At 69.1% G+C, this 25,935-nt stretch carries 27 protein-coding genes and 1 tRNA gene; 17 read left to right on the forward strand and 11 right to left on the reverse strand.

Going from position 1 to position 25,935, the window contains the following annotated elements; all coding sequences use genetic code 11:
* Positions 1 to 606, reverse strand: a complete 606-nt coding sequence (locus tag QM720_RS10960; RefSeq protein ID WP_415126462.1) for a TetR/AcrR family transcriptional regulator — start codon at positions 604 to 606, stop codon at positions 1 to 3.
* A gap of 156 nt (positions 607 to 762) precedes the next feature.
* On the opposite strand from QM720_RS10960, the gene QM720_RS10965 reads away from it, so the two are divergent.
* From QM720_RS10965 to QM720_RS10975, 3 genes are read left to right on the forward strand one after another with little or no spacing between them, the layout of a single operon-like run.
* The gene (locus tag QM720_RS10965; RefSeq protein WP_415126464.1) at positions 763 to 1,932 is read left to right on the forward strand and encodes an acyl-CoA dehydrogenase family protein; all 1,170 of its coding nucleotides are present in this window, start codon (positions 763 to 765) and stop codon (positions 1,930 to 1,932) included.
* A gap of 10 nt (positions 1,933 to 1,942) precedes the next feature.
* Entirely contained in the window at positions 1,943 to 2,452 is a 510-nt protein-coding gene (locus tag QM720_RS10970) for a MaoC family dehydratase (RefSeq protein WP_415126466.1), read from the forward strand.
* Positions 2,449 to 3,258, forward strand: a complete 810-nt coding sequence (locus QM720_RS10975; RefSeq protein WP_415126468.1) for an HpcH/HpaI aldolase/citrate lyase family protein — start codon at positions 2,449 to 2,451, stop codon at positions 3,256 to 3,258. The genes QM720_RS10970 and QM720_RS10975 overlap by 4 nt, the downstream gene beginning before the upstream one ends.
* Before the next feature lie 974 nt (positions 3,259 to 4,232).
* Here QM720_RS10975 and QM720_RS10980 read toward each other — a convergent pair.
* On the reverse strand, positions 4,233 to 4,838 hold the full coding sequence (locus tag QM720_RS10980) for a histidine phosphatase family protein (RefSeq protein WP_415126470.1): 606 nt from the start codon (positions 4,836 to 4,838) through the stop codon (positions 4,233 to 4,235).
* A gap of 27 nt (positions 4,839 to 4,865) precedes the next feature.
* Positions 4,866 to 5,711, reverse strand: coding sequence for a Sir2 family NAD-dependent protein deacetylase (locus QM720_RS10985; RefSeq protein WP_415126472.1), 846 nt, complete (start codon positions 5,709 to 5,711; stop codon positions 4,866 to 4,868).
* A 72-nt stretch (positions 5,712 to 5,783) separates the two neighbouring features.
* On the opposite strand from QM720_RS10985, the gene QM720_RS10990 reads away from it, so the two are divergent.
* A complete protein-coding gene (locus QM720_RS10990) occupies positions 5,784 to 6,578 on the forward strand; it encodes a TrmH family RNA methyltransferase (RefSeq protein WP_415126474.1) in 795 nt (264 codons plus the stop codon).
* Positions 6,579 to 6,632: 54 nt separating this feature from the next.
* Here QM720_RS10990 and QM720_RS10995 read toward each other — a convergent pair whose 3' ends face one another.
* Complete coding sequence (locus QM720_RS10995; RefSeq protein WP_415126476.1) at positions 6,633 to 7,505, reverse strand: SGNH/GDSL hydrolase family protein; 873 nt, start codon at positions 7,503 to 7,505, stop codon at positions 6,633 to 6,635.
* A gap of 117 nt (positions 7,506 to 7,622) precedes the next feature.
* On the opposite strand from QM720_RS10995, the gene QM720_RS11000 reads away from it, so the two are divergent.
* The 3 genes from QM720_RS11000 (at position 7,623) to QM720_RS11010 (ending at position 10,798) form a co-directional block, all read left to right on the forward strand.
* The gene (locus QM720_RS11000; RefSeq protein WP_415126478.1) at positions 7,623 to 9,449 is read left to right on the forward strand and encodes a DEAD/DEAH box helicase; all 1,827 of its coding nucleotides are present in this window, start codon (positions 7,623 to 7,625) and stop codon (positions 9,447 to 9,449) included.
* A gap of 107 nt (positions 9,450 to 9,556) precedes the next feature.
* Positions 9,557 to 10,642 (forward strand): VIT1/CCC1 transporter family protein, encoded by a 1,086-nt coding sequence (locus QM720_RS11005; protein ID WP_415126480.1) that lies wholly within the window; start codon positions 9,557 to 9,559, stop codon positions 10,640 to 10,642.
* A 71-nt stretch (positions 10,643 to 10,713) separates the two neighbouring features.
* Positions 10,714 to 10,798: transfer RNA gene (locus QM720_RS11010), tRNA-Leu, on the forward strand.
* Between the two features lie 79 nt (positions 10,799 to 10,877).
* Here QM720_RS11010 and QM720_RS11015 read toward each other — a convergent pair.
* Positions 10,878 to 12,164 (reverse strand): tyrosine-type recombinase/integrase, encoded by a 1,287-nt coding sequence (locus QM720_RS11015; RefSeq protein WP_415126482.1) that lies wholly within the window; start codon positions 12,162 to 12,164, stop codon positions 10,878 to 10,880.
* Positions 12,165 to 12,194: 30 nt separating this feature from the next.
* Entirely contained in the window at positions 12,195 to 12,755 is a 561-nt protein-coding gene (locus QM720_RS11020; protein WP_415126484.1) for a helix-turn-helix domain-containing protein, read from the reverse strand.
* A gap of 110 nt (positions 12,756 to 12,865) precedes the next feature.
* Between QM720_RS11020 and QM720_RS11025 the strand changes: the two genes are divergently transcribed.
* Entirely contained in the window at positions 12,866 to 13,069 is a 204-nt protein-coding gene (locus QM720_RS11025) for a helix-turn-helix domain-containing protein (RefSeq protein WP_415126486.1), read from the forward strand.
* A gap of 93 nt (positions 13,070 to 13,162) precedes the next feature.
* Here the strand turns inward: QM720_RS11025 and QM720_RS11030 are convergent, their stop codons facing one another.
* From QM720_RS11030 to QM720_RS11040, 3 genes are all read right to left on the reverse strand, one after another.
* Positions 13,163 to 13,831, reverse strand: a complete 669-nt coding sequence (locus tag QM720_RS11030) for a hypothetical protein (protein ID WP_415126488.1) — start codon at positions 13,829 to 13,831, stop codon at positions 13,163 to 13,165.
* Between the two features lie 134 nt (positions 13,832 to 13,965).
* The gene (locus QM720_RS11035) at positions 13,966 to 15,714 is read right to left on the reverse strand and encodes an AAA family ATPase (RefSeq protein ID WP_415126490.1); all 1,749 of its coding nucleotides are present in this window, start codon (positions 15,712 to 15,714) and stop codon (positions 13,966 to 13,968) included.
* Between the two features lie 43 nt (positions 15,715 to 15,757).
* Positions 15,758 to 17,001, reverse strand: a protein-coding gene (locus QM720_RS11040) for an IS3 family transposase (RefSeq protein WP_415125651.1) whose coding sequence is annotated in 2 segments (ribosomal slippage) — positions 15,758 to 16,695 and positions 16,695 to 17,001 — 1,245 coding nt in all. Because the reading frame shifts where the segments join, the coding sequence is not laid out codon by codon here.
* 82 nt (positions 17,002 to 17,083) lie between these two features.
* Here QM720_RS11040 and QM720_RS11045 point away from each other — a divergent pair.
* The 9 genes from QM720_RS11045 to QM720_RS11085 all read left to right on the forward strand — a co-directional run bounded on the left by QM720_RS11045 (position 17,084) and on the right by QM720_RS11085 (position 23,596).
* Complete coding sequence (locus QM720_RS11045; protein ID WP_415126492.1) at positions 17,084 to 17,650, forward strand: hypothetical protein; 567 nt, start codon at positions 17,084 to 17,086, stop codon at positions 17,648 to 17,650.
* Between the two features lie 335 nt (positions 17,651 to 17,985).
* A complete protein-coding gene (locus tag QM720_RS11050; protein ID WP_415126494.1) occupies positions 17,986 to 18,192 on the forward strand; it encodes a hypothetical protein in 207 nt (68 codons plus the stop codon).
* A 16-nt stretch (positions 18,193 to 18,208) separates the two neighbouring features.
* Entirely contained in the window at positions 18,209 to 18,994 is a 786-nt protein-coding gene (locus tag QM720_RS11055; RefSeq protein WP_415126496.1) for a Fic/DOC family protein, read from the forward strand.
* An 84-nt stretch (positions 18,995 to 19,078) separates the two neighbouring features.
* Positions 19,079 to 20,248 (forward strand): sensor histidine kinase, encoded by a 1,170-nt coding sequence (locus QM720_RS11060; protein WP_415127900.1) that lies wholly within the window; start codon positions 19,079 to 19,081, stop codon positions 20,246 to 20,248.
* Entirely contained in the window at positions 20,245 to 20,904 is a 660-nt protein-coding gene (locus QM720_RS11065) for a response regulator transcription factor (protein ID WP_415126498.1), read from the forward strand. The genes QM720_RS11060 and QM720_RS11065 overlap by 4 nt, the downstream gene beginning before the upstream one ends.
* 60 nt (positions 20,905 to 20,964) lie before the next feature.
* Complete coding sequence (locus QM720_RS11070) at positions 20,965 to 21,720, forward strand: ABC transporter ATP-binding protein (RefSeq protein ID WP_415126500.1); 756 nt, start codon at positions 20,965 to 20,967, stop codon at positions 21,718 to 21,720.
* On the forward strand, positions 21,717 to 22,472 hold the full coding sequence (locus tag QM720_RS11075; RefSeq protein WP_415126502.1) for a hypothetical protein: 756 nt from the start codon (positions 21,717 to 21,719) through the stop codon (positions 22,470 to 22,472). Before QM720_RS11070 ends, QM720_RS11075 begins: the two co-directional genes overlap by 4 nt.
* Before the next feature lie 10 nt (positions 22,473 to 22,482).
* Positions 22,483 to 23,238 (forward strand): ABC transporter permease, encoded by a 756-nt coding sequence (locus QM720_RS11080; protein ID WP_415126504.1) that lies wholly within the window; start codon positions 22,483 to 22,485, stop codon positions 23,236 to 23,238.
* Positions 23,239 to 23,248: 10 nt separating this feature from the next.
* Positions 23,249 to 23,596 (forward strand): hypothetical protein, encoded by a 348-nt coding sequence (locus QM720_RS11085; RefSeq protein WP_415126506.1) that lies wholly within the window; start codon positions 23,249 to 23,251, stop codon positions 23,594 to 23,596.
* Between the two features lie 187 nt (positions 23,597 to 23,783).
* Here QM720_RS11085 and QM720_RS11090 read toward each other — a convergent pair whose 3' ends face one another.
* Positions 23,784 to 24,686, reverse strand: a complete 903-nt coding sequence (locus QM720_RS11090) for an IS982 family transposase (protein WP_415124060.1) — start codon at positions 24,684 to 24,686, stop codon at positions 23,784 to 23,786.
* An 82-nt stretch (positions 24,687 to 24,768) separates the two neighbouring features.
* On the reverse strand, positions 24,769 to 25,887 hold the full coding sequence (locus tag QM720_RS11095; protein ID WP_415126508.1) for an FAD-dependent oxidoreductase: 1,119 nt from the start codon (positions 25,885 to 25,887) through the stop codon (positions 24,769 to 24,771).
* Positions 25,888 to 25,935: the final 48 nt, after the last annotated feature.

Below are 25,935 nucleotides of genomic sequence, written 5' to 3' on the forward strand. Positions count from 1 at the left end.
TCAGTGCGCCGCGAGGGCGGCGTACGCCATGTCGGAGAGGATGTCGTGCACCTCGGCATCCTCGGGGATCTCCCGCAGCGCCCGCACCGAGTACGGGGTCGAGTTGATGAGGCCGAATCCGGCGTGCGCCCGCAGGCGCAGGTCGTTCTCGGTGCGGTCGGGGTGCACCCGCTGCAGCACGCCGATCCACAGTTCGACGTATTCGCGCTGCAGCCGCCGCACGCGGTGACGATCGTCGTCGCTGAGGGTGGCGAGCTCGCGGTCGTGCACGCGGATGACCTCCGCGTCGGTCACGGCGAAGTCGACGTGGAAGTCGATCAGGTCGCGCAGGCACCGGTGCGGGTCGTCGTCCTCTTCCCGCACGCGGCGGCCGCCGGCGAGCAGATCCTCGCTCGCGCGCAGCAGGATCGCGCCCAGCAGCGCGCGCTTGCTGCGGAAGTGCCGGTAGACGGCGGGGCCAGTGATCCCGACGGCCGCGCCGAGATCTTCCAGGCTGACGCCGTCGAACCCCCGGGCGGCGAACAGCCGGGCCGCTTCGCGCAGGAGCGCGTCATGGCGCTCGGCTTTCGCCAGGTCGCGCGGCGTGGCGGCGATGTGCGTTGTCATTCCAGTTAATCCTCGCTAACCTGGAGTGTCGGGTTAGTGCACACTAACCCATTGCCGCCGGCGCTCACCAGCGCCGCAGCGACACCGATATCGCATCGATATCGACCGTGCGCAGCGGGCCCGGCGGCGTGACGACGCGACAGCGAGGGAGATGGCATGGGCGCCCTGGACCTGTCCGGGTACGGATTGACCGATGAACAGCGCGAGCTCGCGACGCTCGTGCGCAGCTTCGCCGACGAGCGGGTCGCACCGCAGGCCTACGAGGCCGACCGCACCAAGACGCTGTCGCTCGACCTCGTCGCCGAGATGGGGGAGCTGGGGCTGTTCGGCCTGCCGTTTCCCGAGGAGGTCGGCGGCCAGGGCGGTGACTACCTCACGCTCGGGCTCGCGATCGAGGCGCTCGGGCGCGTCGACCAATCGATCGCCATCACGCTCGAGGCGGGGGTGAGCCTCGGCGCCATGCCGGTGTTCCGCTTCGGCACCGACGCGCAGCGCGCCGAACTGCTGCCGGACCTGCTGTCCGGGCGGGCGCTCGCGGGCTTTGGCCTCACCGAACCCGAAGCGGGGTCGGATGCCGGGGCCACCCGCACGACGGCGCGCCTCGAGGACGGGGAGTGGGTCATCGACGGCGCGAAGCAGTTCATCACGAACTCCGGCACCGCCATCACGCGCTTCGTGACGGTCACCGCCGTCACCGGCACGGGCGATGGCCGCAAGGAGATCTCGACGATCATCGTGCCGACCGGTACGCCGGGGTTCACGGTCGGACCCGCGTACGACAAGGTCGGCTGGCATGCCTCCGACACGCATCCGCTCGTCTTCGAGGGCGCCCGCGTGCCGGCCGGAAACCTGCTCGGGCAGCGCGGGCGCGGATTCTCGAACTTCCTCAGCATCCTCGACGAGGGGCGTATCGCGATCGCGGCGCTGTCCACGGGCGCCGCCGAGGGGTGCCTCGAGGCCGCGCTCGACTACGCCGCCAGTCGCGTCGTGTTCGGGGAACGGCTCGGCTCACGGCAGTCGATCCAGTTCATGCTCGCGCGCATGCAGCAGCGCGTGCACCTCGCGCGGCTCGCCTGGCTGCACGCCGCGCGCCTGCGCGACGCGGGGCGTGCGTTCGCCGTCGAGGCGGCGATCGCCAAGCTCACCGCGAGCGACGCCGCGATGGACAACGCGCGCGACGCCACGCAGATCTTCGGCGGCAACGGCTTCATGAACGAGTATCCCGTCGCGCGGCACTATCGCGACGCGAAGATCCTCGAGATCGGCGAGGGCACGTCGGAAGTGCAGCTGCTGGTGGTCTCGCGGGCACTGGGGCTGACCCGGTAGCGTGGCGACCGTGACCGAGCAACGACCGCGGGGCCAGGTGCAGCGGGGCCGCTACTACGACGAACTGGAGGTCGGCGACCGCTTCCTGCACCGGCCCGGGCGCACGGTCACCGAGGCCGACAACGCGCTCTTCTCGGCGCTCACGATGAATCAGCAGGCGCTGCACGTCGATGCCGCGTATGCCGCGACGCAGCCGTTCGGCCGCCCCCTGATGAACTCGATGTGGACGCTCGCGACCCTCGTCGGGTTGTCGGTGTCGCAGCTCACGCAGGGCACGCTCGTCGCGCAGCTGGGCCTGTGCGACGTGTCGTTTCCGCATCCGCTGTTCGCCGGGGACACGCTCTACGCCGAGACCGAGATCGTCGCCAAACGGCTGTCGAACTCGCGACCCGGCGAGGGGCTCGTCACGATGGCCCACACCGGCCGCAACCAGGACGGCGTCGTCGTCGCGACCGCCACCCGCGTCGCGCTGATGCGGCTGGCGTCGGGGTCGTCGGAACCTTCTGCGGAGCCGTCGTGAGCTTCGCGCTCGGCCCCGCGCTGCTGTTCTGCCCGGCGGATCGGCCCGACCGGTACGCGAAGGCGGCCGCCCGTGCGGACGGCGTCATCCTCGACCTCGAAGACGCCGTCGCGCCCGCCGATCGCGTCGCCGCGCGCGGCGCGCTCATCGACTCCGACCTCGACCCCGAGCGGGTGATCGTGCGGATCAACCCGCTCGACTCGCCGGAGGTCGAGGCGGATCTCGCGACGCTGTCGCAGACCGACTACCGGCGCATCATGCTCGCCAAGGCCGAGTCGCCCCGGCAGATCGGTCGTCTCGACCCGCGATTCGAGGTGATCGCGCTGTGCGAGACGGCGCGCGGGGTGGCGGCATCCGAGAAGATCGCCCGCCAGCCGAACGTCTCCGCGCTGATGTGGGGCGCCGAGGATCTCGTCGCCTCGCTCGGCGGCACGTCGAGCCGCAAGAAGGGCGGGGGATACCGCGACGTGGCGCGTTACGCGCGCTCGCGCGTGCTCGTGGCGGCGGGAGCCGCGGGCATCGCGGCGATCGACGCCGTGCACCTCGACATCGCCGACGAGCGCGGGCAGCGCCGCGAGGCGAAGGATGCCGCCGCCAGCGGCTTCGCCGCCACGGCCTGCATCCACCCCGGCCAGGTCGAGGTCGTCCGCGCCGCATACCGCCCGTCCGCGGCGCAGCGGGAGTGGGCGCGCGGGGTGCTCGCCGCCGCCGACACCTCCGCCGGCGCGTTCCGCCACCGCGGGCGGATGGTCGACGAGGTCGTGCTGCGTCAGGCCCGCATCCTGCTCGCCCGCGCCGGCCGCTGACCCGGCCGCGCCTCGCGACGGGCGCCTCCTGGTGTCGCGCGCACCCGCCGGCGCCATCCGTCACGAATCGTGCCTCTTCGCCGCCGTGCCCGTGTTTTGCGCCGGATGAGCCCGGCGCGGCGAGGTGCTGCGCTGCGCTGCGCTGCGCTGCGCGGTGCGGTGCGGTGCCGGTGGCGCCATCCGTCGCAAAACGTGGTTATCGGCCGGGATGGCCGTGATTCGTGCCGGTTGAGCGTGGGCCCGTCGGCATCGTCCGTCGCATATCGTGTCTATTCCGCGGGATGGCCGTGTTTTGCGTCGGATGAGCGCTGCGCGTCGTGCCCGCGGCGACCGCTGGCGCAGGCGTGGTCCGTCGCGAATTGTGCCTATTCCGCGGGATGGCCGTGTTTTGTGCTGGTTGAGCGCGGCGCGGCGCGGCGCGGCGCCGGTGGCGCCATCCGTCGCAAACCGTGGTTATCGGCCGGGATGGCCGTGATTCGTGCCGGTTGAGCGCGGGCCCGTCGGCATCGTCCGTCACATATCGTGTCTATTCGCCGGGATGGCCGTGTTTTGCGTCGGATGAGCGCTGCGCTGCGCGGTGCGGCGTCGGTGGCGCCATCCGTCGCAAACCGTGGTTATCGGCCGGGATGGCCGTGATTCGTGCCGGATGAGCGCTGCGCTGCGCGTCGTGCCCGCGGCGGCCGCGGGCGCAGGCGTGGTCCGTCGCGAATCGTGTCTATTCGCCGCGATGGCCGTGTTTTGTGCCGGATGAGCGCGGCGAGGCACGGCGTCGGTGGCGCCATCCGTCGCAAACCGTGGCTATCGGCCGCGATGGCCGTGTTTTGCGTCGGATGAGTGGGGCGCGCGTCGTGCCCGCGGCGGCCGCTGGCGCAGGCGTGGTCGGTCGCGAATCGTGTCTATTCCGCGGGATGGCCGTGTTTTGTGCCGGATGAGCGCGGCGCAGCGCGGCACGGCGCGGCGCGGCCGCGACGGCGTCAGCCGACGGGAACGGCGGCGTAGGCGTGCAGGCTCAGGCGGTCGCGCTCGACCAGGAAGGTGTGCGTCGACGTGTTCGCCAGGCGCTCGCCCTCCCGCGGCAGCGTGTCGCCCGACGCGTGGCGGATCAGCTCGCGGATGAGTCCGCCGTGGCTGACCGCGATCACCGGGACGTCGAGCGGGGCGTGGCGGCGCCGGGCATCGCGCACGACGCGGCGGGCGGCGGCGACGGCGCGACGGCGCAGGTGCGGGGTCGGCTCGGCCTCGGGGACGTTGTCGCGGTTCCAGGCGCCGAACCGGGCGAGATACTCGGCATCCGTCAGCCCCTCGGCGACGCCGTACGAGCGCTCGCGCAGCTGCCGGTACAGGCGCGGCGGCTCGGCGCCGACGGCCGCGGCGATGGCCTTCGCCGTCTCGCGCGCCCGCGACAGGTCGCTCGCGACGACGACGGGACGGATGCCGGCGAACTGCTGCGCAAGCCGCTCGGCGACGCCCTGCGCCTGGGCGCGGCCCTCGTCGTTGAGCGGGATGTCGGTCGAGCCCTGGATGCGGCGCTGCGCGTTCCAGTCGGTCTCGCCGTGGCGCACGAGGAGGAGAGTCGTCACCCCGGAAGCCTATGTGACCGACGCTTGTCAGCGGCTGAGAGCGGTGGTGAGGGCGCTCAGGATCTCGCTCGTGCCGGCATCGATCTTCACCGTCGCGGCGCGGTCGGCGCGGGTCTCGCCGCGGTTGACGACCACGACCGGCAGGCGCCGCCGACGCGCCCGCTCGAGCAGGCGGATGCCGGAGTTCACCACGAGCGACGACCCCGCGATGAGGAGGGCATCGCTGGCGGCGAGGAGCTGCTGGGCCTCCTGGAACTTCACCGCCGGGATGTACTCGCCGAAGAAGACGACGTCGGGCTTGAGTACGCCGTCGCACACACTGCACGCGGGCACGACGAAGCCGTCGCTGGATGCCGGCAGCACGTCGCCGTCGGGGCCGAGCTCGACGGCATCCGGAGTCGTGATCCAGGGGTTGTCGGCCTCGACGCGGTGCGCGAGGTCGCGACGGTCGAACACCTGGCCGCAGTGCGTGCAGATCACGCGGCGCATGGTGCCGTGCAGCTCGACGACGCGGCGGCTGCCGGCGCGCAGGTGCAGGCCGTCGACGTTCTGGGTGACGACGCCGGTCGCGATGCCGGCGTGCTCCAGCGCGGCGAGGGCGTCGTGGCCGGCGTTGGGGTCGGCGCTCGCGAACGCCCGCCAGCCGAGGTGGCTGCCGACCCAGTAGCGGCGTCGCGCGGCCTCGCTCGAGAGGAACTGCTGCGCCGTCATCGGGGTGCGCGTGCGCGATCCCTTGCCGCGGTAGTCGGGGATGCCCGAATCCGTCGAGACGCCCGCGCCGGTGAGCACCGCGATGCGACGGCCGGACAGTGCGTCGATCGCCCGATCGAGCGCGACGGAGGTCTGTGCGTCGAACTCCAGCACGGTGGACATGCTGCGAGCCTACGCGCCTCGTTTTTCGGGCATGTTACGCGTGCCCGTGCGATGACATGCGACCATGAGGCCATGCCTGTGGTGCGCATCGATGAGCCGGCCGACGACCGGCTGACCGATTACCGCGACCTCACCGACGTCGCGCTGCGGCGGGTGCTCGAGCCGGCCGGAGGCCTGTACATCGCCGAGTCGGCGAAGGTCATCGCCCGGGCCGTCGCCGCCGGGCACCGCCCCCGCTCGGTGCTCGTGCAGGAGAAGTGGCTCGCCGATGCGGCGCCGCTCGCGGGCGACGCGCCGGTGTACGTCGTGAGCGACGACGTCGCCGAAGCGCTGACCGGCTACGCCGTGCACCGGGGCGCGCTGGCCGCGATGCACCGGCCCGCGCTGCCGTCGGTGGCCTCCGTCGTCGCGGGCGCGCGGCTCGTCCTCGTGCTCGAAGACATCGTGGACCACACCAACGTCGGGGCGGCGTTCCGCGCCGCGGCGGGCCTGGGCGCCGATGCCGTGCTCGTGAGCCCGCGCTGCGCTGACCCGCTGTACCGGCGGAGCGTCCGGGTGTCGATGGGCACGGTGTTCCAGGTGCCGTGGACGCGACTTCCCGCGGGGTGGGGTGAGGCCCGCGGCATCCTGCACGACGCCGGCCTGCACCTCGCGGCGCTCGCGCTCGCCGACGGTGCCGTGCCGCTGGATGCGTTCGCCGCGGGCCGGCCGGAGCGGGTCGCACTCGTGCTGGGCGCCGAGGGCGACGGCCTGTCGCGGCACGCCATGGATGCCGCCGACACCGTCGTCACCATCCCGATGGCCGGCGGGGTGGATTCGCTCAACGTCGCCTCGGCCGCTGCCGTCGCCCTGTGGGCTCTGAGGTAGGGGGCCTTGAGGTAGGCGGTCGTTGAGCGAGCGCAGCGAGACGAAACGCCCGGGTCAGACCGGACGACCCGGCCCGGCCGCGCGGTCGCGACCCGGCGCCTCGGTGATCACCGGCAGCGGATCGGGGCGCTTGGCGGTGACGTTGTCGCCCGACGACTGGTGGCGCAGGCGCCGCAGCACCCACGGCACGAGGTGCGCGCGCGCCCAGACGAGGTCGTTCCCGCGCGCCTCGCGCCAGGTGAGCGTCGGCAGCGGGTCGGGCTGCAGCGGCTGCAGGTCGTTGGGCACGTTGAGCGCGCGCAGCACCATCCGTGCGACCTCGTGGTGGCCGAGCGCGTTGTAATGCAGGCGGTCGTCGTCGAAGAAGCGCATGTCCTGCACCTCTTTGAGGGCCCACTGGTCGGCGACGATGCAGTCGTACCGGTCGGCGATGCCGCGGATGTTCTCGTTGTAGATCGCGACGCGGCCCCGGATGCCGCGGAACACCGGCGTGAAGTCGGTGTCGATCCCGGTGAACACGACGACCGTCGCGCCCTGAGAGCCGAGACGGGCGACGGCATCCTCGAACTGGGCGGCGACGGCATCCGGATCGCCGCCGGGCCGGATGACGTCGTTGCCGCCGGCCGAGAAGGTGACGAGGTCGGGGGTGAGCGCGAGCGCGGCCTCGACCTGGTCGGCGATGATCTGCCCGATGAGCTTGCCGCGCACGGCGAGGTTGGCGTAGGCGAAGTCGTCGACCTGCGAGCCGAGCACCTCGGCGACCCGGTCGGCCCAGCCGCGGTGGCCGTCGTCGGTGCCCGGAATGGGGTCGCCGATGCCCTCGGTGAACGAGTCGCCGATCGCGACCATGCGGCGCCACGGATGCGCCTGCTCGTTGGGGACGTACGGTGAGCGGTGCCGGTCGGGGGTGGGTTCGTTTCTGCGCATGACGCTCCTGACTGTTTGCGGGACTTTTGGTCCGCTCCGAGGGTACCCGCACTGCGAGGTCCGAGGGTGTCGCGGGGCGTCACAGGGCGTCGGAGGGTTCGTCTATCGTGGTCACTCGTGGACGGACAGCAGCAGGAGCACTTCGGCAGCTTCGCCGCCGAGCACCTGTCGCCGTCGTTCCCGCAGCGCGCCCCATGGGGAACGGCACAGAACCTGCGCGCGTGGCAGGCCGAGGCCCTCGAAGCCTACTTCGCCGCCGACGGACCGGACGGCGTCGGATGCGGTCCGCGCGACTTCCTCGCGGCCGCCACCCCGGGCGCCGGCAAGACGACGTTCGCGCTGCGGCTGGCATCCGAGCTGCTGCGCCGGGGTGTCGTCGACCGCGTCGTGGTGGTGGCGCCGACCGAGCACCTGAAGACGCAGTGGGCCGACGCGGCGGCGCGGGTCGGCATCCGTCTCGATCCGCGCTTCAGCAACCGGCAGCGGATGCACGCGCGGCAGTTTCACGGCGTCGCCGTGACGTATGCGCAGGTCGCGGTGAAGGCGTCGGTGCACCGCCACCTCGTCGACGACGCCCGCACCCTCGTCGTCCTCGACGAGGTGCATCACGGCGGCGACGCGCTCAGCTGGGGCGACGCGCTGCGCGAGGCGTACGGCCGCGCGACGCGGCGACTGCTCCTGTCGGGCACGCCGTTCCGCAGCGACACGGCGCCCATTCCGTTCGTGGAATATCACCCGAACGAGAAGGGCATCCGCCTGTCGCGCACCGACTACAACTACGGTTACGGGCGGGCGCTCGCCGACGGCGTCGTGCGTCCGGTGCTGTTCCTCGTCTACGCCGGCAAGATGCGCTGGCGCACGAAGGCGGGTGACGAACTCGAGGCCCACCTCGGCCAGGACAACACGAAGGACGTCACGGCGCAGGCGTGGCGGACCGCGCTCGACCCCGAGGGCGACTGGATCCCGGCGGTGCTCCGCAGCGCCGACCGGCGGCTTTCGGAAGTGCGCCAGGACGTGCCGGATGCCGGGGGTCTCGTCATCGCGACCGACCAGACCGCCGCACGGGCCTACGCCGCGATCCTGCGCGAGATCACCGGCGAGGCGCCGACGGTCGTCCTCTCGGACGACAAGGCGGCGTCGGGGCGCATCGAGACGTTCGGGCAGGCGACCACCCGGTGGATGGTCGCGGTGCGGATGGTGTCGGAGGGGGTCGATGTGCCGCGCCTCGCCGTCGGGGTGTACGCGACGAGCGCATCGACGCCGCTGTTCTTCGCGCAGGCGGTCGGCCGGTTCGTGCGGGCGCGGCGGCGTGGGGAGGCGGCATCCGTCTTCCTGCCGAACGTGCCGGTGCTGCTGGCGCTCGCGGGGGAGCTGGAGCGTGAGCGCGACCACGCCCTGGACCGCGACCGCGACGACGACGGCCTCGACGACGAGCTGCTGGATGCCGCCGAGCGCGAGGAGAAGGCCTCGGACGAGCTCGAGCAGGAGTTCAGCTATCAGGCTCTCGGCTCGATCGCGCACTTCGACCGGGTCGTCTACGACGGCAAGGAGTTCGGTCAGCTCGCCGTGCCGGGCACGCCCGAGGAGGAGGAGTTCCTGGGCCTTCCGGGGCTGCTCGAACCCGAGCACGTGCACGAGCTGCTCATGCAGCGGCAGGCCAGGCAGGGGCGGCACCGGCGGGCGCGTGAGGCGCGCGAGGGCGCCGCCGCGGAGGCCGGCGATGTCACGGAGGGCGCGCTGCCGCCCGCGCTGCACCGCACGCTGCGCGAGCAGCGGCAGCTGCTCAACAGCCTCGTCGGACTGTACGCGCGGCAGAGCGGCGAGCCGCACGGCGCCGTGCACGCCGAGCTGCGGCGCATCTGCGGCGGGCCCGAAGTCGCCCGCGCGACGGTCGCGCAGCTGCAGGCGCGCATCGAGGTGCTGCGCGCCCGCGTCCGCGCCTGAGCCCTCGCGCCCCGCGCAGTGGCGAAGCGCGGTTCGGAGCCCCGAAATGCTGGCAATGTCGCCGCGGATGCCGAGGGCGCCCCGCCCCGCCGATACCGTGGAACCCCGTGAGCACACCCCCTGAACCGACCGCGAAGGACCGCCGCCGCTGGGCGCGCTACCTCGTCGACGAACGCAGCGAGGCTCAGGTCTACCGCGAGCTGGCCGGACGGCGTGAGGGCGAGGAGCGCGAGATCCTGCTCGCCCTCGCCGACGCCGAGGGCCGACACGAGGCGCACTGGCTGGCGCTGCTCGGCGGTGAGCCGGCGAGGCTGCCGTCGCCGAGCCCGGGCTCGAGGCTGCTTGGGTGGATGGCGGGGCGCTTCGGCTCGATCTTCGTGCTCGCGCTCGCTCAGAACGCCGAGGGCCGCTCGCCGTACGGCACCGAGCCGTATGCCACGGCGACGATGGTCGCCGACGAGAAGATCCATCGCGAGGTCGTGCGTGGTCTCGCCGCGCGGGGCCGCCGGCGGCTGTCGGGCACCTTCCGCGCCGCCGTGTTCGGTGCGAACGACGGGCTCGTGTCGAACCTCGCGCTCGTGATGGGCATCGGAGCGACCGGCGTCGGGTCGCAGTTCGTGCTGTTCAGCGGCATCGCGGGCCTGCTCGCCGGCGCCCTGTCGATGGGCGCGGGGGAGTACGTCTCGGTGCGCTCGCAGCGTGAGCTGCTCGATGCCACCGAGCCGAGCGACTACGCCGACGACGCGCTGTCCGACCTCGATCTCGACGCCAACGAGCTCGCGCTGGTGTACCGGACGCGCGGCGTGCCCGAGGCCGAGGCTCTGGAGCGTGCCCGCCGGAAGGTCGAGGCCGCGAAAGCAGGGCAGCCGATCGCGTCGCGCCACGCGACGGATGCCGGGGGCCACCACGAGGTCGTCGGCAGCGCGCTCGGGGCCGCGGCATCCAGCTTCCTGTTCTTCGCCTCGGGGGCTGTCGTTCCCGTGCTGCCGTGGATCTTCGGGCTCAGCGGCGTCGCCGCCGTCGTGCTGGCGCTCGTCCTCGTCGGCCTCGCGCTGACGGCGACCGGCGCAATGGTCGGGCTGCTCTCCGGCGTGTCGCCGCTGCGTCGCGGCCTGCGGCAGCTCGCGATCGGCTACGGTGCTGCCGCCGTCACCTATCTGCTGGGTCTGCTGTTCGACGTCTCGATCGGGTAGTGGCCCGATTGCCGGTTGCGAGGAGGGACGTGCTAAGGTCGATCCTTGGTTGCGACAACCGAAACCACTCTGCGCGGGTGGCGGAATAGGTAGACGCGCTAGCTTGAGGTGCTAGTGCCCGTATAGGGCGTGGGGGTTCAAGTCCCCCCTCGCGCACGAATGGAAAATGGCCTCTGACCTGGGGTTTAGATCACCGGGTTGGGGGTCATTTTCGTGCCATATGCTGAGATATGTGCTAAGCCCCACCGAGATGGGCCGCGAAGCGGTCTGCTGCGGCTTTCTGCATCGTTGGGTTGACATGGCTGTAGATGTTCATCGTGGTGGTGATGGTGGAGTGCCCCAGACGCTCCTGTACCACCTTGGGATGCTCGCCCAACTCCAGCAGGAGTGTGGCGTGCGTGTGGCGCAGCCCCTTGATCGTCACGCGGGGCAGCGTCGGGTGTAGCTTGGCGAGCCACTTCATGCGGCGATCCCAGCGGCTCGTCATGGCGTCGGGTGAGCGCAGCTTGCCCTCGTCGTCACCGAACACATAGGCATCGGCCCCCGCGAGCTTGAACGACACTTCGGCGCGTGCGACCTTGTAGGAGGCGAGCACTTTGAGGGTCGCGGCGTCCACGTCGATCACGCGGGCGTTGCCCGTCTTGGTGGTCTTGGTGGTCGTCCAGTCCTCGGTGTTCACCGCTCGCCGGATGCTGACCCTGCCAGTTCTGGAGTTGATGTCGTTCCATCTGAGCGCGAGAGCTTCCGAGCGTCGCATTCCTGTGTAGGCGATTAGTCGCCACAGCGGGAACAGCTCGTCTTGCAGTTCCTTCTCGTTCCAGGCGAGGAACGTCTGCAACTGCTCGCCCGTCCACGTCACGATCTCTGGTTTCTGCGCCCGCACCTGTGATGACTTCGGGGCGTTCACGGTGCGCTTCTTCTTCGCCGGGTTGACCTGGATCAGCCCGTCGTCGATAGCGGCGTCGAGGATCGCGCCGAGGACGACATGCACCTTGTGGATGCTGTTGGCCGACAGTGGCTTGCCTTTGCCGTACTCGTCCTTGCGCCCGCTCTTCTCCAACTCCCGGTAGTGGGAGCCGATCCGGGTGGCGGTGAGCTTGTCGATCCTGATGTGGCCCAGGTCGGGGGTGATGTGGTTGCGGATGATCTTCCGATACCCCTTGATCGTGGAATCGGCCAGCCGCAAGCTCGACACCCAATGCTCGGCGTATACGCCGACCGTGGGGGTCTTGCCCTGGAACTTCTCGTTCCTCGCTTTCTTCCGCAGCGCCTCGGTGAGCGCGGCCTGTGCTTCTTCGAGGTCGGTGAATCCGCCACGGGTCAGCCGCTTCTCGCCAAGCTCGGGCTTCTCGGGGTCGATCAGCACATAGATCTGGAACTTCCACCGCCGCCCTTTGCGGGTCTGGTAGTCGCCCAGCGATCCCTGATGACGAGACCGGGAACGTCGCTGCTGCTTATACTTCACCCCCTCAACGCTGCTCGCGGCCGCCTTATCGGGCGGCGGGTTACTGGCTGGTGCCATAGCCCCGCTCCTTTCTCTCCTGGTGGTTCGTTACTCGAATGCGAGCGAGGCATTCGGGTCGAGCTGCAACAACCTGCCGGTGGCGTGTTCCTCGCGCGCTGTCTGCACGTCGTAGCGTTCCTGGTACACCTCGCGCGGCGTGATACCGACCTGGCCGCGGTCGTACTTGGCGAGCATTTCCTCGGCCCAGCGCGCCGAGTTGATCGCCTGGAAGCGTTGCTCTTTCCAGTAGCGCACCAAGTCCTCGGTGGTGAGCTTCACGGCACCTGCGACCCATGCCTGAATCTCTTCGAGCAGGAACGACTCGGGCACCCCGGTCAGCGTGACCGCCTCAGCAGGCGGCGTGAGGAGTGCTGCGGGTGTGGTGCGGAGGATGTAGGCCAGGGCGGTGAGGTCGTCCACGTCTACGCGCCGGTCGCCGTTCTCGATCTTGCTGATCCCCGACGGGGCGAGCTTCCGGCCCGCCTCGGTCATCAGCCGGGCGGCGGTGCGCACGTTCATGCCGATGGCCTGGCGTGCGGTGCGGAGGTTCTGGGCGACGTGCTCGTGCGTGATTCCGGCGGGGTTTCCCCGCACTCGTTCTGTTTCCATACTAGGAACGTACATGCCCGCTCTTGACTCGTCAAGCACCGTACTGTACTTTATTGGGAACTCTAGACGCTTGATGAGGAACGGCAGGCAGGGTGACGAGAGACATATCGGTGACGCTGGACGACTTACGGGCCTCCCGTAACGCGGTCATTACGCGGGCGGAGGCTGCGGCGGCGCTCGGGGTCGATCCCCGCACGATCACGGCGAGCATCGACAACGGGTCGATCCCGTCCGTGAAACTCGGCAGACGGGTCGTGATCCCGCGAGAAAAGTTCTTGGCGCTCTTCGCAGACACCACGCCCAACGGTTCGTAGTCGGCACACTGCGGTGATGCCGAATCGACACCACCCCGCTCACAACGTGATGAGCGGTGACGCGCCGGATTCGTAGTTCTGCGCGCCCGACGCCTACGACTGGGGGCGTTCCGCAACGATCATCGGCACCGTCGATACCTTCATCGCCCAGCGAGCGGCCGCGGGCGAGACCCACCCGGCCAACTCCATCGCCAGCGCGTTGTCCTTGAGAAGATCACGCTGGTGGATCGGCTCGTGGTGCGCGGCGCGGTTGCGCACGAAGTTCAACTGCTGCAACCGGAAGGCGACATCCCGCTGACGCTGACGCAGATTCGAGTCGCCGAAGGGGAAGGCCAGATGTACGGCGGGAACCCAGAGCGAAGTGAGATAGCGGGCCTCCGCGAGATAGCGCCAGAATCCCAACGTCAGCTCCGCAACCACGCGCCCGTGAACCTCTGGGCGGCGACCTCGAAGCGTCGCACGATCACGCGCCTTGGCGATGTCGGCGCGTCCACGCGAGTCGAGCGGAGCCGCGTCAAGCCAGGAACGGCCACCCGCTCGGGTGCGCGCCCACTCTCGCAATTGCTGGTCGATCGCGTTCCTCGTGATGACTTCCACGATGGAACTCAGCTCAATGATGCTCGCGGAGGCACGCATGTTCCACTCGTAGAGCGCGAATGCCTCGGCAGTCGTGCCACCCGTGGCGCGCACATACGACCCGAGACGCTCCGCTGTCACCAGTGACAGGAGGTCGTCGTAGTCGCTTTCCGAGAACTCATCCATTGCGATTGATTTTATCGGGGCACCGGCTAAGATAGACGACGAAGACCCCGGAACGATCCCTGGCTACGCCACATCGCCGGGGTTTCGTCTTGCCCCGCCCCGCCGTATTAGAGGCCCGTGCCGGGTTCAGCGCGCTACAGCCAGAGTCCTCGGCTGGGCAGTGCCTGGCCTGGGGAGGCTCGATGGTGGCTCGGGTTGTAGAGGGCAGCACGTCGCTGCTCGGCTTGCTGCGCTTCGCGGGCGGCTTCAGCGGCGCGGGTCTGCTCGATTCGTGCGACTGCCTCGGTGGGGGTGAGCGAGCGCAGTAGCTCGGACTCTGCTCTCGCGTCCTTCGCGGTCTGTGCTGCGCTCTCCGCGCGCTGTGCAGGGTCGGTGCTCAGGTAGGCCTCGCGATTGCGAAACACCTGCTCTGCGCCGAAGACGCGACCGAACGCCGCCAAGCGTGCCGTCTGTGCCCGCTCGGGCCTGCTCAAGACTTCGTCACGCGCCGCTCGGCGCTCCTGCTCGGCCTCGACCGCGCGGGGGTCGGCGTCGATCTTCGGGCGGGTGACTCGCTCGACCCAGGTGTCGGCGCGTTCGTTCCACCACGGTAGCTCACCCCACTCGCTCGCCACCTGCTGGCGCGCTTCATGAGTTCGCATCTTGGCGGTCTCATGCTCGTCGCGAGCGCGGCGTTTCCCGAACCACGATGATCCCCGCACCTGTTCACCTGCGGCCTGCTCGGCGGCTTCGGCCTCCTGCCACTCTGCGAGCGTCAACCTCGCTGCCGAAACGATCGGAGCGGTGACCTCGACACGCACCCGCTCGGCGTGCTGCTTTGCCGTCTGCTCGGCTGCTCTGGCGGCCTCGCGTATTGCTGTCTCGCGCTGGTTCAGATCGGCGAGGGCGGTGCTGACCCGCCGCCAGCGTTCAGCCTGCACCTCAGCGGTCGCGGCCCGCTGCTGGAGTGCGGCTATCTCGTCACTCACGAACCGCACCGGGCCGTCTGCGATCAGTCCGGCGACTTCCTCGGCAGCGCGCTGGGTCGCGTCGGCAAGGCCACGGTCGGCGCGGTCGCGTTCGATCGCCGCGACGAACTGCTGCCGGGCGTCGGCCATATCGTCGGCGACGACGTGCAGCGTGTTCCTCTCTCGACCTCTGGTCATGCCGACGTACACCGCAGCGCCGCCCATCTGCTCTCCAAGAACCGTGTGCGAGGCGGGCGCGGTGACGCCCTGCACCCCGTAGGCGGTCGCGGCGTAGGACAGGTGGGTGTGCTCGCGCACATACTCGGCGGGCAGGTGGATCGTGTGTTCGCGTTTGCGGTCGCTGTGTGCGTCGCGTACCCACAGCGAACCATCCGTCTCGACGTGTTGCACGATCCACTGCTGCCGGTTCGCCACCCCGAGGTCGGCGCTGTTCTTGCGGGTTTGGATCAGATCACCCCGCCCGATGCTCAGACCATCGCTGCCGCTCGCCGTCGTGGTGTCGTCGACGACGCCCGCGCGAGTGCGTTCGTCTCGGATGCGGTCATTCAACCGTGCCGCCTCGTCGTTCGATGCCACGGTGACGGCTTCGCCGTCTCGCCTGCTGGCGGCGAGGTGTTCGCGCAACTTGTCGGCATCCGCGTGCAGCCTAATCAGCCCGAGTTCGCGCAGGCGGTCGAACACCTGGGCGGGGTTGCGGCGGTCGCGCATCTGCACGGTGACTTCGGCGTATTCGGGGTTGGTGAAGCGGTGTACCTCGGCCATGTCGAACGTGCGCCCCCGTAGTTGTGCGGCCATGTCGAGCACGTCGCCTCTGCCGACTGCGGGCAGTTGCGCGCGATCCCCGACGAGCGCGAGCGTTGCGCCAGTCTCGGCGGCGACGGTGAACAGGGCGAGGGTGGTGTCTTGGTCGAGCATCCCCGGGCCTTGACCCTCGATCGTGGACACGGTGTCGTTTCGTTTATGCCGCTTCCGTGAGGGTAGCTGACTTCGCGGCCGCGTAGGCGGTTTCGTAGGTGTTCGGGGTGATCTGGCCGATCGCGGAGTGGCGTCGGCGGGTGTTGTAGCGGTTTGCCCAGCGGAACACGGCGCGGTAGGCGGTGGCCTGCTCGGGGAACGCGGTAGCGCCTTCGAGGAGTTCGCGTTTCAGTGCGGCGTTGACGCTCTCCGCCAGTGAGTTGTCGGCACTCGACCCCACCGCGCCCATGGACTGCGTGACCTTCAGCCGTTCGCAGAGCTCGGCGTAGGCCTTCGAGGTGTAGACCGATCCGTGGTCGCTGTGGAACACGGTGCCGGCCAGCGACCCGCGATCACGGGCCGCTGCGTTCAGGGCGTCTTCGACGAGTTCGGTGCGCATGTGGTCGGCGATCTGCCAACCGGCGAGCTTCCGCGACCCGAGGTCGATCACGGTCGCGAGGTAGAGACTCGTGCCATCCGCGATCGGGAGGTAGGTGATATCGCCGACGTACCGGCGGTTCGGCTCACCGATCGAGAAGTCCCGACCGATGAGGTCAGGGAAGCGACGGCCAGACTGGTCAGGGATCGTCGTCTTCACCCGCCGGCGCAGCCGGATCCCGGCAAGCTTGTGCTCGCGCATCACCCGGGCGACCCGCTTGTGATTCACCCGCTCGGCGGGCGTGACGCCGTCGTTGAGGTCAGCGGTGATCCGGGGTGCCCCGTAGGCGCGGTCGCCGCCCTGGCCGGGGTCCTGCAGCACCCGGATGCGATCGGCGAGGGCCGCGTCGTCGGCCGCGCGAGCGGCGCGTCCCGGCGCTGCGGCAAGCCACGCGTAGTACGACGACCTTCCGATCTCGATGACCTCACACAACCGCTTCACGCAATAGGCGTCCTTGTGGTCCTCAACGAACTGGAAGCGGTTCACCAGTTCGTCTCCCCGGCGAAATACTTCGCCGCCTGACGGAGAATGTCCCGCTCCGTCTCCAGCTTGCGTTTCTCCGCCTCGGACGCGGCCAGCTCGGCCTCGAGCCGGATGATCCGTGCCGCCTGCGACTCCGACCGCCCCGACGCCGGCACCGACGTCGAAGCAGTCGTTGTCCCGGTGCCGTGCTTCTCGACCCATTCCCGCAACGCGCCGCGGGAGATCCCGAGGTCCGCCGCGATGCCCTTCACCGTCGCACCAGGCGTGGACTCATACAAATCCACCGCCCGCTGCCGGAAATCATCCGTGTAGTTCTTCCTTGCCATCCCTTGGATTCTCGCTTCCCCAGCGCCGTGCTGGAATCAGCGTGTCCAAGATCAGGGGTCAAGGGCCGTTGTCACGCGCGCCGTGCAGATCACCTGCAAGGCTGAGATTCGAGCCGCTGGGCTGTTGGTGGCGACCAACCGGGCGCGCCACACGAGCCGGATCGCCGGTTTCCATGACGCTGTACGGTTCGCAGAACGAGAGGGCATTGCTGAGTATCATCCCGCTTTGGCTATCAACTCCACGATGCAAGAGGACGACGAACCGAGCGCCGATGACAAACGAGTCGCCGCCGCTCTCTCGGAGACTGTAGGGCTGTTCGTGTCTGCGGGCTGGGATGCGGTGCTTGTGATTGATTGCGTTGAGCATGTGGCGTATCGGCTTGGTGATTTAGGGTCACGAGCAACTGCGGTCGAGTCGCTACGCCGCGACCGCGCAGTGCCGGTGCTGCTCGGGGTGCCCTCACGATCATGGGGAGTTCTCTTGCGGGTCATGCTTGGCCACCCCGAGCCGAAGCACCAAGGCACCCCGATAGGTGACGGCGTTCGGCTGCGCTTACTCAGCGGTGAGCCGCTGGAATCTCTGAGCGAGGATGCCGCGTTGGGCAAGATGATCCGCGCAGCTGCCCCCAGCAGAAAACTTGCGGCGTGAAGTTCGCGCGGGCGAGGCGACGCGGCCGCAGGGCACACGGCGCATTTCATGTGCTAACTCATGTGCTACCGACGCTGCTAGGTCGTGAATCGCAATGCAGTTATCCACAGGCAGACTTCGCAGAAATGGCGGAATCATGCGGCAGAACGCCGATTTGCGATTTTGTGTGCGAGGGGGAACGGAACAGTTCAAGTCCCCCCTCGCGCACAGCGAAAATGGGTTCCATCGGGGCCTATTTTTCGTTATGTCCAGCGGGAACCCGGGGGCTTCCTCCGTGATGTCGGACGTGCTGCGTAGACTGAACTCACGAAGCCGACCACAAGGAGGCACCTATCATGGCGACGAAGACTCGCGTGTCCGAGGCGCACGTTCAGCGTGTTCTCGCTGAGGTGCAGGCCGGGCAGCAGACCGCCGGTGAGGAAATGACCCCCGAGGGGCTGGAGCTTCTTGCCCGCCAGGTGCGCGGCGAGATCACCGTGGACCAGGCTGTCGAAGCGATCGCCGTCCGCACGCGCGCACGCCTGGCCGCTTGCACCGCCTGAACCGTTCGGCGTCGCGATGCCTGATCGGTACACCTATCCGGGCAGCGATGTTCTGGTCAACAGGTTCGGCATCACCGACTACGACGACTGGAAAGATGCTGAGCCTGACTTCATCGGTGCCCGCATGGGTGCGCTCCGCGAACACCCCATCGCGGGCGGTTTCGATCTGCCGCACTTGCAGGCGGTTCATGCCTACCTGACGCAAGATATGTACTCCTGGGGTGGCGAGATTCGTACCACCGACACGCACCCTGGCGGCACCGGCATCGCGCATTGCCGACCACAGTTCATCGTTCCCGAGACGGAGCGCGTGTTCGGCGCACTCGCTGAGCGTGACTACCTGCGTGGCCTCGACGCGGATGCGTTCTCGGACGGCCTGGCGTGGGTGTGGGGCGAGACGACCGCGATTCACCCGTTCCGCGACGCGAACACACGCAGTCAGCATGTCTTCTTCAACCAGCTCGCCCGCGATGCCGGATGGGTGATCGACTGGTCACAGATCCCCGGCGACGTGTTCGCCCACGCCCGCACCCTCGCCATCGTGGAGGATCACTCCGGGCTTGACGCGCTGATCCGCCCGAACCTCATCACCGTCGAAGACGCCATACGCTCAGACCGTCTCAGGGCGAGCCTAGACGAGCACGCGCAAGGCGTCACCACGCGCCGGACGGTGCGCGACCCCGAGACGTTGGATCGCGCGCTCGACGCCGCCCGGCAGCACCGACGGAACCTCCCGCCGCCCGATGCGTTCGGTGGTGCGTCGCCTCGTGATCCGCGCGGCGCTCCCTCGCCCGGCCTATAAGCCCAGTCCCGGGCCGCCATGATGCGGCTCTGTGCGTGCCACTGAGCGTGAAAAGCCGGCGATTCTAGAATCGGCAGGGTGGACATGGCGACTGAGCGTGTGGCGGGGCGTGAGACGCTGCGTGCTCGGTTCTCGATGCCGTCGAGGGTTCAAGGGTGGCCTCTCAGCCTCGGGGTGCTGCTCTTTTCGCTGGCCGTCTTCGCGGGCTTGTGGCTCACAGTCCTCGTCTCCGCCGGATGGCGGTGGCCGCAGTTGATGCTCGGTGCCATGGCGGTGCTGGGTGCCGTGCTCAGCAGGTGGGTGCCGTTCACTGGCGCGCTTCTGGCGGGGGTCGCGACAGCGGTTGCAGGGGGATTCGGCGTGACTGCTGATCCCTTTCTCCTGGCGGGCGTCGGGGTGTTCTCTGTCGCCGAGCGGCGCGGGTCACGTCGGTTCCCGTGGTGGTTGTTCGCCGCCTGCGCTCTGCTGGCACTCGCGGCGTTGGTGCTGGGGAATCCGCCCGGTGCTCAGGAGTTCGAGGTTCGGATGCGGGGTGTCCTGCTGAGCGCCGTCGTGCTCGTCGCTGCGTGGGTGCTCGGTGTACGGACGCGTCAGGTACGTCAAGAGGCCGCTGCTCGTGCTCGGACAGAGGAGCGGTTGCGCCTGGCGCGAGATGTTCACGATGTGCTCTCGCACTCGCTCGGCGTGATCGGCGTTCGTGCTGGTGTGGCAGCGCACGTCACCGCTCTCGGTGAGGTCGAGCTGCGGGAAACGCTACGAGAAGTGGAATCGCAGGCGCGAAGCTCGTTGGCGGAGTTGAAGGGGTTGCTGCAACGTGAACGCGCCGACGAGACAGAAACGACCACGGCTTCACTGCCTCTGACTGGCCTCCTTCGCGACGTCGCGAACACGGCCGAACGGTCGGGGCTGCGCGTCGAACTGGACTGTTCCGAGAGTCTTGACAGGTTGCCGGTCATCGTCCGCACGACGGTGTATCGCGTCGTCCAGGAAGCGGTGACAAACAGCATCCGGCACGCGGCGGCATCCACGCTCCACATTTGTGCGGTGTGGGCCGATGCGACGGTGGAGGTGACAGTCCGTGACGACGGTATCGGCGCAAGAGATGGTGTCCGTGAAGGGCACGGGCTGACCGGGATGCGAGAACGGGTCGCGCTTGCGGGCGGTCATCTCAGGATCGACCTGACCTCTGAGGGGTTCGCGGTGACGGCTCGTCTCCCGCTCTCGGACGAAAACGCGGGGCAGGCGGGAGCATGATCCGGGTACTGATCGCCGACGACGAGACCGCGATCCGCTCCTCGCTGCGTTTCCTGGTGGCGCACGAAGCGGGCATGGAAGTGGTCGCCGAAGCCGCTGACGGGCAAGAGGCTGTCGAACTGGCACGAGCGCATCGGCTGGATGTGGTGCTCATGGACGTGCAGATGCCGCGGATGACCGGGCTTGACGCGACCCGGTTGCTCTGCGCCGAACCGTCCGGGCCGCGGGTGATCGTGCTGACGATGTTCGATCTGGACGAGTACGTGTTCGAGGCTCTGCGGGCCGGTGCGTCGGGGTTCCTGCTCAAGAACAGCCCGCCGGGTGACGTGCTGCGTGCGATCCGAGTCGCGCACGACGGGGAAGCGCTGCTCGCGCCGGAAGTGACGAGGCGGCTGATCGACCGCTTCACCGGTTCGCCACGCGATGCCGGGGCTGATCGTGGTGTGGGTCGTCTCACGGAGCGGGAACGGGAGACGCTGCGACTGATCGGACGCGGCCTGTCGAACGCCGAGATCGCTGCGGCGCTGTTCGTCACCCAGACCACGGTGCGTACCTACGTCAGCCGCATCCTCTCCAAGCTCAGCGCGCGCGACCGTGCGCAGCTCGTCGTGGCTGCCTACGAATCGGGGTTGGTCGGCGCGCTGTCGCCTGAGTGAGCCGGGATTGTCGACTCTCGCAGACTGACGCAAGCTGCTGTTCCCGGTTGGCTGGGATGCATGATCGAAGTCAGCCATCTCGTCAAACGCCACGGCCCGCGCGCAGTCGTAGATGACGTCAGTTTCACCGCCGCGGCGGGCCGGGTCACCGGGTTCCTCGGCCCGAACGGCGCGGGAAAGTCGAGCACGTTGCGCATCCTGCTCGGCCTGGACCGGGCGACCTCCGGCACCGCTCTGATCGGCGGGAAGCCCTACCGCTCCCTGAACCGGCCGCTGCTGCACGTCGGGGCGATGCTCGACGGCCCCGGCGCGAACAAGGGCCGAACCGCCAGGGCGCACCTGCGCTGGGTGGCGCAGTCGAACGCGATCCCCGCGGCCCGCGTGGACGAGGTGCTCGCGCTCACGGGCTTGCAGGATGCGGCGAAGAAGCGGATCGGCGGGCTCTCGCTGGGCATGGGGCAGCGCCTGGGGATCGCGACCGCGCTGCTCGGCGACCCCGAGGTGCTGGTGCTCGACGAGCCGACGAACGGCCTCGATCCCGACGGCATCCGGTGGATGCGCCGATTCCTGCGCTCACTCGCCGACGCAGGCAAGGCCGTGCTCGTGTCGAGCCACCTGATGAGCGAGATGGAGGACACCGCCGACGACTTCGTGGTGATCGCCAAGGGCAAGGTCGTGGCCTGCGGTACAGGGGCAGAGGTCACAGGCGTACACGCGAGCCTGGAAGATGCGTTCTTCGCGCTCACCGACGAACACACCGAATACCGTGCGGCGAGCGAGTACCCCGAAACCCGGGATGCCGGGGGTCGGGGATGATCGCGCTCATCCGTTCGGAGACGACGAAACTGCTCACCGCGCGAGGGATCTGGATTCTTGCGCTGGTGACGGTGTTCGGCACGTTGCCGATGGCGTGGACGAACTCGGCGTCCACCGCTGATCTGCCCGCGGACAGCAAGCTGCTGTTCTCATCGGTTCCGATCCCGCCCGAGTACCAGGGGTTCGAGATGGCCGGGTTCGGGTATGTGCTCGTCGTCGCGCTGGCCGCGCTTTGGGCGGGAAGCGAGTACGGGGGCTGCAAGCAGATTCGTACCACACTTCTTGCCACCCCGAAGCGGTTGCGCGTCTTCCTGGTGAAGACCGCGCTGCTGGCCGCACTCGTCGCACTCGTCGCGTTCGTGACCATGACCGGCACCATCGTCATCACCCACGCCGCCGGGAGCACCGGGGTCGATCCGTGGGCGTTGACGCCCGCGATCTGGGCGCACATCGGCGGCGTCACCCTCGCCTGGACATTGACCGGACTGATCGCCTTCGCGGTCGGCGTCATCGCCCGCACCGCGATCCTGCCGCTCATCCTGATCGTGCCGCTCGTGATCGGCGTCGGCGACTTCCTCGCCGGATTCTGGGCCGGAGCGAGGTTCCTTCCGACAACGGCCGGAGCGTCGATGTACAACGACCCGGCATCCGGCATCTTCCTCGCCCCCGCGACCGGCGCGCTCGTCCAAGCCTGCTGGGCGCTCGTCCTTCTCACGATCGCAGCCGTGTCCTTCACCCGTCGAGACCTCTGAGGACGCAGATATGACCCGGATCGGCTTCCGCCACACCCTGCACGCCGAACTCACCAAGACCCTGACGCTCCGCAGCGTGCAGGGAACGCTCGCCGCCGCGCTCATCGTGCCCGCACTCCTCGCACTTGCGTCAGGACTCTCCTTCGACGCGGCCCGCGGGGCGCAGATACCTCTCGAATCGCGCGGCTTCGAGACGGCCGGATTCGGACAGCCCCTCGTGATCCTCCTCGCTGCTCTCATCACCGGCACCGAATACCTCGACGGACAACTCCGGAGCACGCTCACAGCCACCCCGAGACGCGGGCGGGTGCTCGCTGCGAAACTGCTCATCGCGGCGGGATTCGGCGCGGTGATCGGGTGGATCGCGATCGGACTCGCCGTCCTCGTCGAGCGCGCGGCCCTCGGCCAGCACGGAGTCGCCGTCGACCACTTCACGACCGGGATGGGCTGGAACCTGCTCGGGGTCGGCGTCAACTACGCCCTGATCTCGCTGCTCGCCGCAAGCATCACGATCCTCGCTCGCACTTTCATCGTGACCCTCGTCGTGCTGGTGCCGCTCGTCCTCGGCGTCACCATCTCCCTCGTCGGCGTCCTCCCGATCGTGAAGTATCTGCCCGACCTCGCGGGCATCCAGCTCCTCATGCCGTACCCCGGCATCGACCTGCTCGACCCGCTCACCGGCGGCATCGTCATGGCGTCGTGGGCGCTGCTGTTCTGCGCCCTCGCCTGGGCGCGCTTCCGCATCCGCGACACCCCTGCCACATAGGTTCACCGTCGTGGTGACGGTGGAGTGCCCGCGGCGTTCCTGCACGATCTCGGGCGGCACTATCCCCTCGGTGAAGATCGACCGACGTGTGGTGATCCCGCGAGAGAAGTTCCTGGCCCTGTTCGCTGACGTGCCTGGCCGACGAGCAGCGGCGCGTATGCGAGTGAGAGCGAAGTCGTCCGTGACGGTCTGCGCGCTGTTCGCTCGCGAGGAAGCCGTCGAGACCTGGCTGCGCACCGAGGTCGTCGCCTCCTACGACGAGTTGCGCGCCGATCCGTCGCGGGCGATCAGTGCCGCCGACATGCGCGCGCACCTCGCCCAGCTGCACGCGCAGCGGCTCGCCGCGCGCGACTCGTGACCTGGCGCGCTACGACCGGGCCTGCGCACGATCGGCTTCCGCCGCCGCGCCGTCATCGCCTTCGCCGTCCACGAGGCGACGGTCGAAATACACGGCGTCTGCTACGGCGGGCAGGACTACGAAATTCTGATCGCGGGCGAGGAGAGCTGAGCGTCCTCTGCGCCTAGATGAGTGAGTCCGATCGTTTTCAGTGGTCGTAGGCGATGAGGGATCGTTTGTTGGGGGCGTCGGTGAGCCAGTTGTGCCAGATTCCGGCGGCGAGGGCGAGGAGGCGGGCGGCGACGCGGGAGTAGACCCCTGCGGGTGTTCTGCCGCCGTGGTCTTCGAGGGTGAGTTGTCCTTTCAATGTGTCGAACACGGACTCGACCCATTGCCGGATGCCGCCGAGCTTCCCGAACCTGGGGTTCTCGTCCTTCCGGTCGGGACGGATCAGGTGTCCGCCGAGTTCGTCGGTGATGAAGGCCTCGAACTCGCGGCCCGCGAACCCCTTATCGCCGACGATCACCTGTCCAGGGCGGACGAGATGCTGGTCGTGCCGGAGTAGTGCCTCGGTGACCTCGCGTTCTCCGATCTTCGGGTTCGCGAGCCCCCAGATCACGGGCATCCCGTCGGGAGTGCAGACAAGGTAGAGCCGGAACCCCCAGAAGTATCGGGAGTGGGATGCACAGTACCCGTAGCCGGCATGCCCGGCCAGGTCGGAGCGTTTCACGGTCTCCCTCGACGCGGCGCAGGGCACCGGGGTCGAGTCGACCAGCCGGGTGATCTCACCCCAGGACGGGGTGTCGCGAGCGAGCTCGGTGATCACCGCCGACAGCAGCCCAGTGGCTTGCCGGACGCGTTTGCCCCATCCGGACTGTCCAGGCAGGTTCGGGAACATCCCGATGAAGTGCTTCCGTGCGTGCCGGATCCACTTACGGTCCGACGCAATCCCGAGCAGATGCTGCGCGACCAGCAGACACAACAGCTCGACGTCGTTGAGCGCGGGCTTACGGCCCGGTGAACGATCCCGGGTGAAGCCGATCGCTGGAAGGATCCGGTCATCGAGGTGGACGTAGAGTGTGATCAGGAGGGTGTTGAGTTCAGTTTTCACACACCGGGGTTAACACCCTCCGCCTCGCATTAACAGCGTCCACGCCGCGTCAGAGCCAAACAAGCCAAACGGACTCACTCATCTAGGGCGCGGTCCACCGTTGGATGCGCTGCGTGGCTCGTCCCATCAACGCGGGCGGGGTCGCGCGCAGGAGTGCGTCGCGGAGTCCCGCGGCGACCGGGCGGGATGCCTGGGCGATCTTCCCGATCTGGCGTGACTGTCGCCAGATCGCCGTCGTGCGCGTGCGGCGGAGGCGGTCGTACCGCGCGAGCGCCGTGTCCGGGTCGCCGGTCCTGAGCAGGAGGGTCAGGGTGGCGGCGTCCTCGATGGCCTGACCTGCGCCCTGGCCGAGATTGGGCGTCATGCCGTGGGCGGCGTCGCCGAGCAGGACCCTCCGGCCCTTGGCGAACGCGGCCGGGAGGCGGGCGAGGTCGTAGATGTCGTGACGCAGCACGGTCTCGGCGGGTGTCGCGTCGATGCAGGCCGGGATCGGCGTGTGCCAGTTGCCGAACCGCTCCCGCAGCGCCTCGCGCTCGTCCTCGGCGTGCAGGCCGGCTGCGGTGGATTCGGTGGCGAACCAGTAGACCCGTCCGTCGGGCAGCGGGACGATGCCGAAGACGCGGCCGCGTCCCCAGGTCTCACCGGCCTCGTCCTGCACGTCGATGCCGGCGGCGGTGACACCGCGCCAGGCGGTGTACCCGGCATAGCGCAGGCCACGATCCACCCCCAGCCGGGCGCGGGCGGCGCTGCGCAGACCGTCAGCGGCAACCACCAGGTCGAACCGCTCCTCGGCCCCATCCACCGTCACGATCGGCTGGCCGTCCGATGCGACCGCAGCGCTGCGCCCGAGCTGGAGGCTTTCGGCGGGCAGGGCATCCGTCAGCGCCCGGTGCAGTTCCGCCCGGTGCAGGCTGCGCAGGGTCGGGACCATCGCCGACGGCATCGACACGAGCCAGTCACCGGAGGGCACGCGCTGGCCGGCGCGCATCCGGGAGATCGCGTCGCTGCTGACCTCACGCACCGTATCGCCGAGGCCGATCGCATCGAGCGCACCGAAGGCGTTGCCGAACAGCGTCAGCCCGGCCCCCGTCGCACCCGGCTCGTCCCGGCGCTCGTACACGATGACCTCGTGGCCGTCCGCGGCAAGCCCGCAAGCCGCGGTCAGACCACCGATTCCGGCACCGATCACCGCGACGCGCATCCGACTCCTTCGTTCGCCTTCTCCACCCCAGTCTCCCAGCCGAGCACG

This window comes from Microbacterium sp. (assembly GCF_047602155.1).
In the GTDB taxonomy this organism is placed as follows: domain Bacteria; phylum Actinomycetota; class Actinomycetes; order Actinomycetales; family Microbacteriaceae; genus Microbacterium.

Coding starts and splice junctions, on each gene's coding strand:
- QM720_RS11020 (WP_415126484.1), bottom strand. CDS start 12,755: ATGGAAACAGAACGAGTGCGGGGAAACCCCGCCGGAATCACGCACGAG.
- QM720_RS11030 (WP_415126488.1), bottom strand. CDS start 13,831: ATGGATGAGTTCTCGGAAAGCGACTACGACGACCTCCTGTCACTGGTG.
- QM720_RS11050 (WP_415126494.1), top strand. CDS start 17,986: ATGGCGACGAAGACTCGCGTGTCCGAGGCGCACGTTCAGCGTGTTCTC.
- QM720_RS11070 (WP_415126500.1), top strand. CDS start 20,965: ATGATCGAAGTCAGCCATCTCGTCAAACGCCACGGCCCGCGCGCAGTC.
- QM720_RS10965 (WP_415126464.1), top strand. CDS start 763: ATGGGCGCCCTGGACCTGTCCGGGTACGGATTGACCGATGAACAGCGC.
- QM720_RS11060 (WP_415127900.1), top strand. CDS start 19,079: ATGGCGACTGAGCGTGTGGCGGGGCGTGAGACGCTGCGTGCTCGGTTC.
- QM720_RS10990 (WP_415126474.1), top strand. CDS start 5,784: ATGCCTGTGGTGCGCATCGATGAGCCGGCCGACGACCGGCTGACCGAT.
- QM720_RS11080 (WP_415126504.1), top strand. CDS start 22,483: ATGACCCGGATCGGCTTCCGCCACACCCTGCACGCCGAACTCACCAAG.
- QM720_RS11055 (WP_415126496.1), top strand. CDS start 18,209: ATGCCTGATCGGTACACCTATCCGGGCAGCGATGTTCTGGTCAACAGG.
- QM720_RS10985 (WP_415126472.1), bottom strand. CDS start 5,711: ATGTCCACCGTGCTGGAGTTCGACGCACAGACCTCCGTCGCGCTCGAT.
- QM720_RS10995 (WP_415126476.1), bottom strand. CDS start 7,505: ATGCGCAGAAACGAACCCACCCCCGACCGGCACCGCTCACCGTACGTC.
- QM720_RS11065 (WP_415126498.1), top strand. CDS start 20,245: ATGATCCGGGTACTGATCGCCGACGACGAGACCGCGATCCGCTCCTCG.
- QM720_RS11035 (WP_415126490.1), bottom strand. CDS start 15,714: ATGCTCGACCAAGACACCACCCTCGCCCTGTTCACCGTCGCCGCCGAG.
- QM720_RS11095 (WP_415126508.1), bottom strand. CDS start 25,887: ATGCGCGTCGCGGTGATCGGTGCCGGAATCGGTGGTCTGACCGCGGCT.
- QM720_RS11015 (WP_415126482.1), bottom strand. CDS start 12,164: ATGGCACCAGCCAGTAACCCGCCGCCCGATAAGGCGGCCGCGAGCAGC.
- QM720_RS11075 (WP_415126502.1), top strand. CDS start 21,717: ATGATCGCGCTCATCCGTTCGGAGACGACGAAACTGCTCACCGCGCGA.
- QM720_RS10960 (WP_415126462.1), bottom strand. CDS start 606: ATGACAACGCACATCGCCGCCACGCCGCGCGACCTGGCGAAAGCCGAG.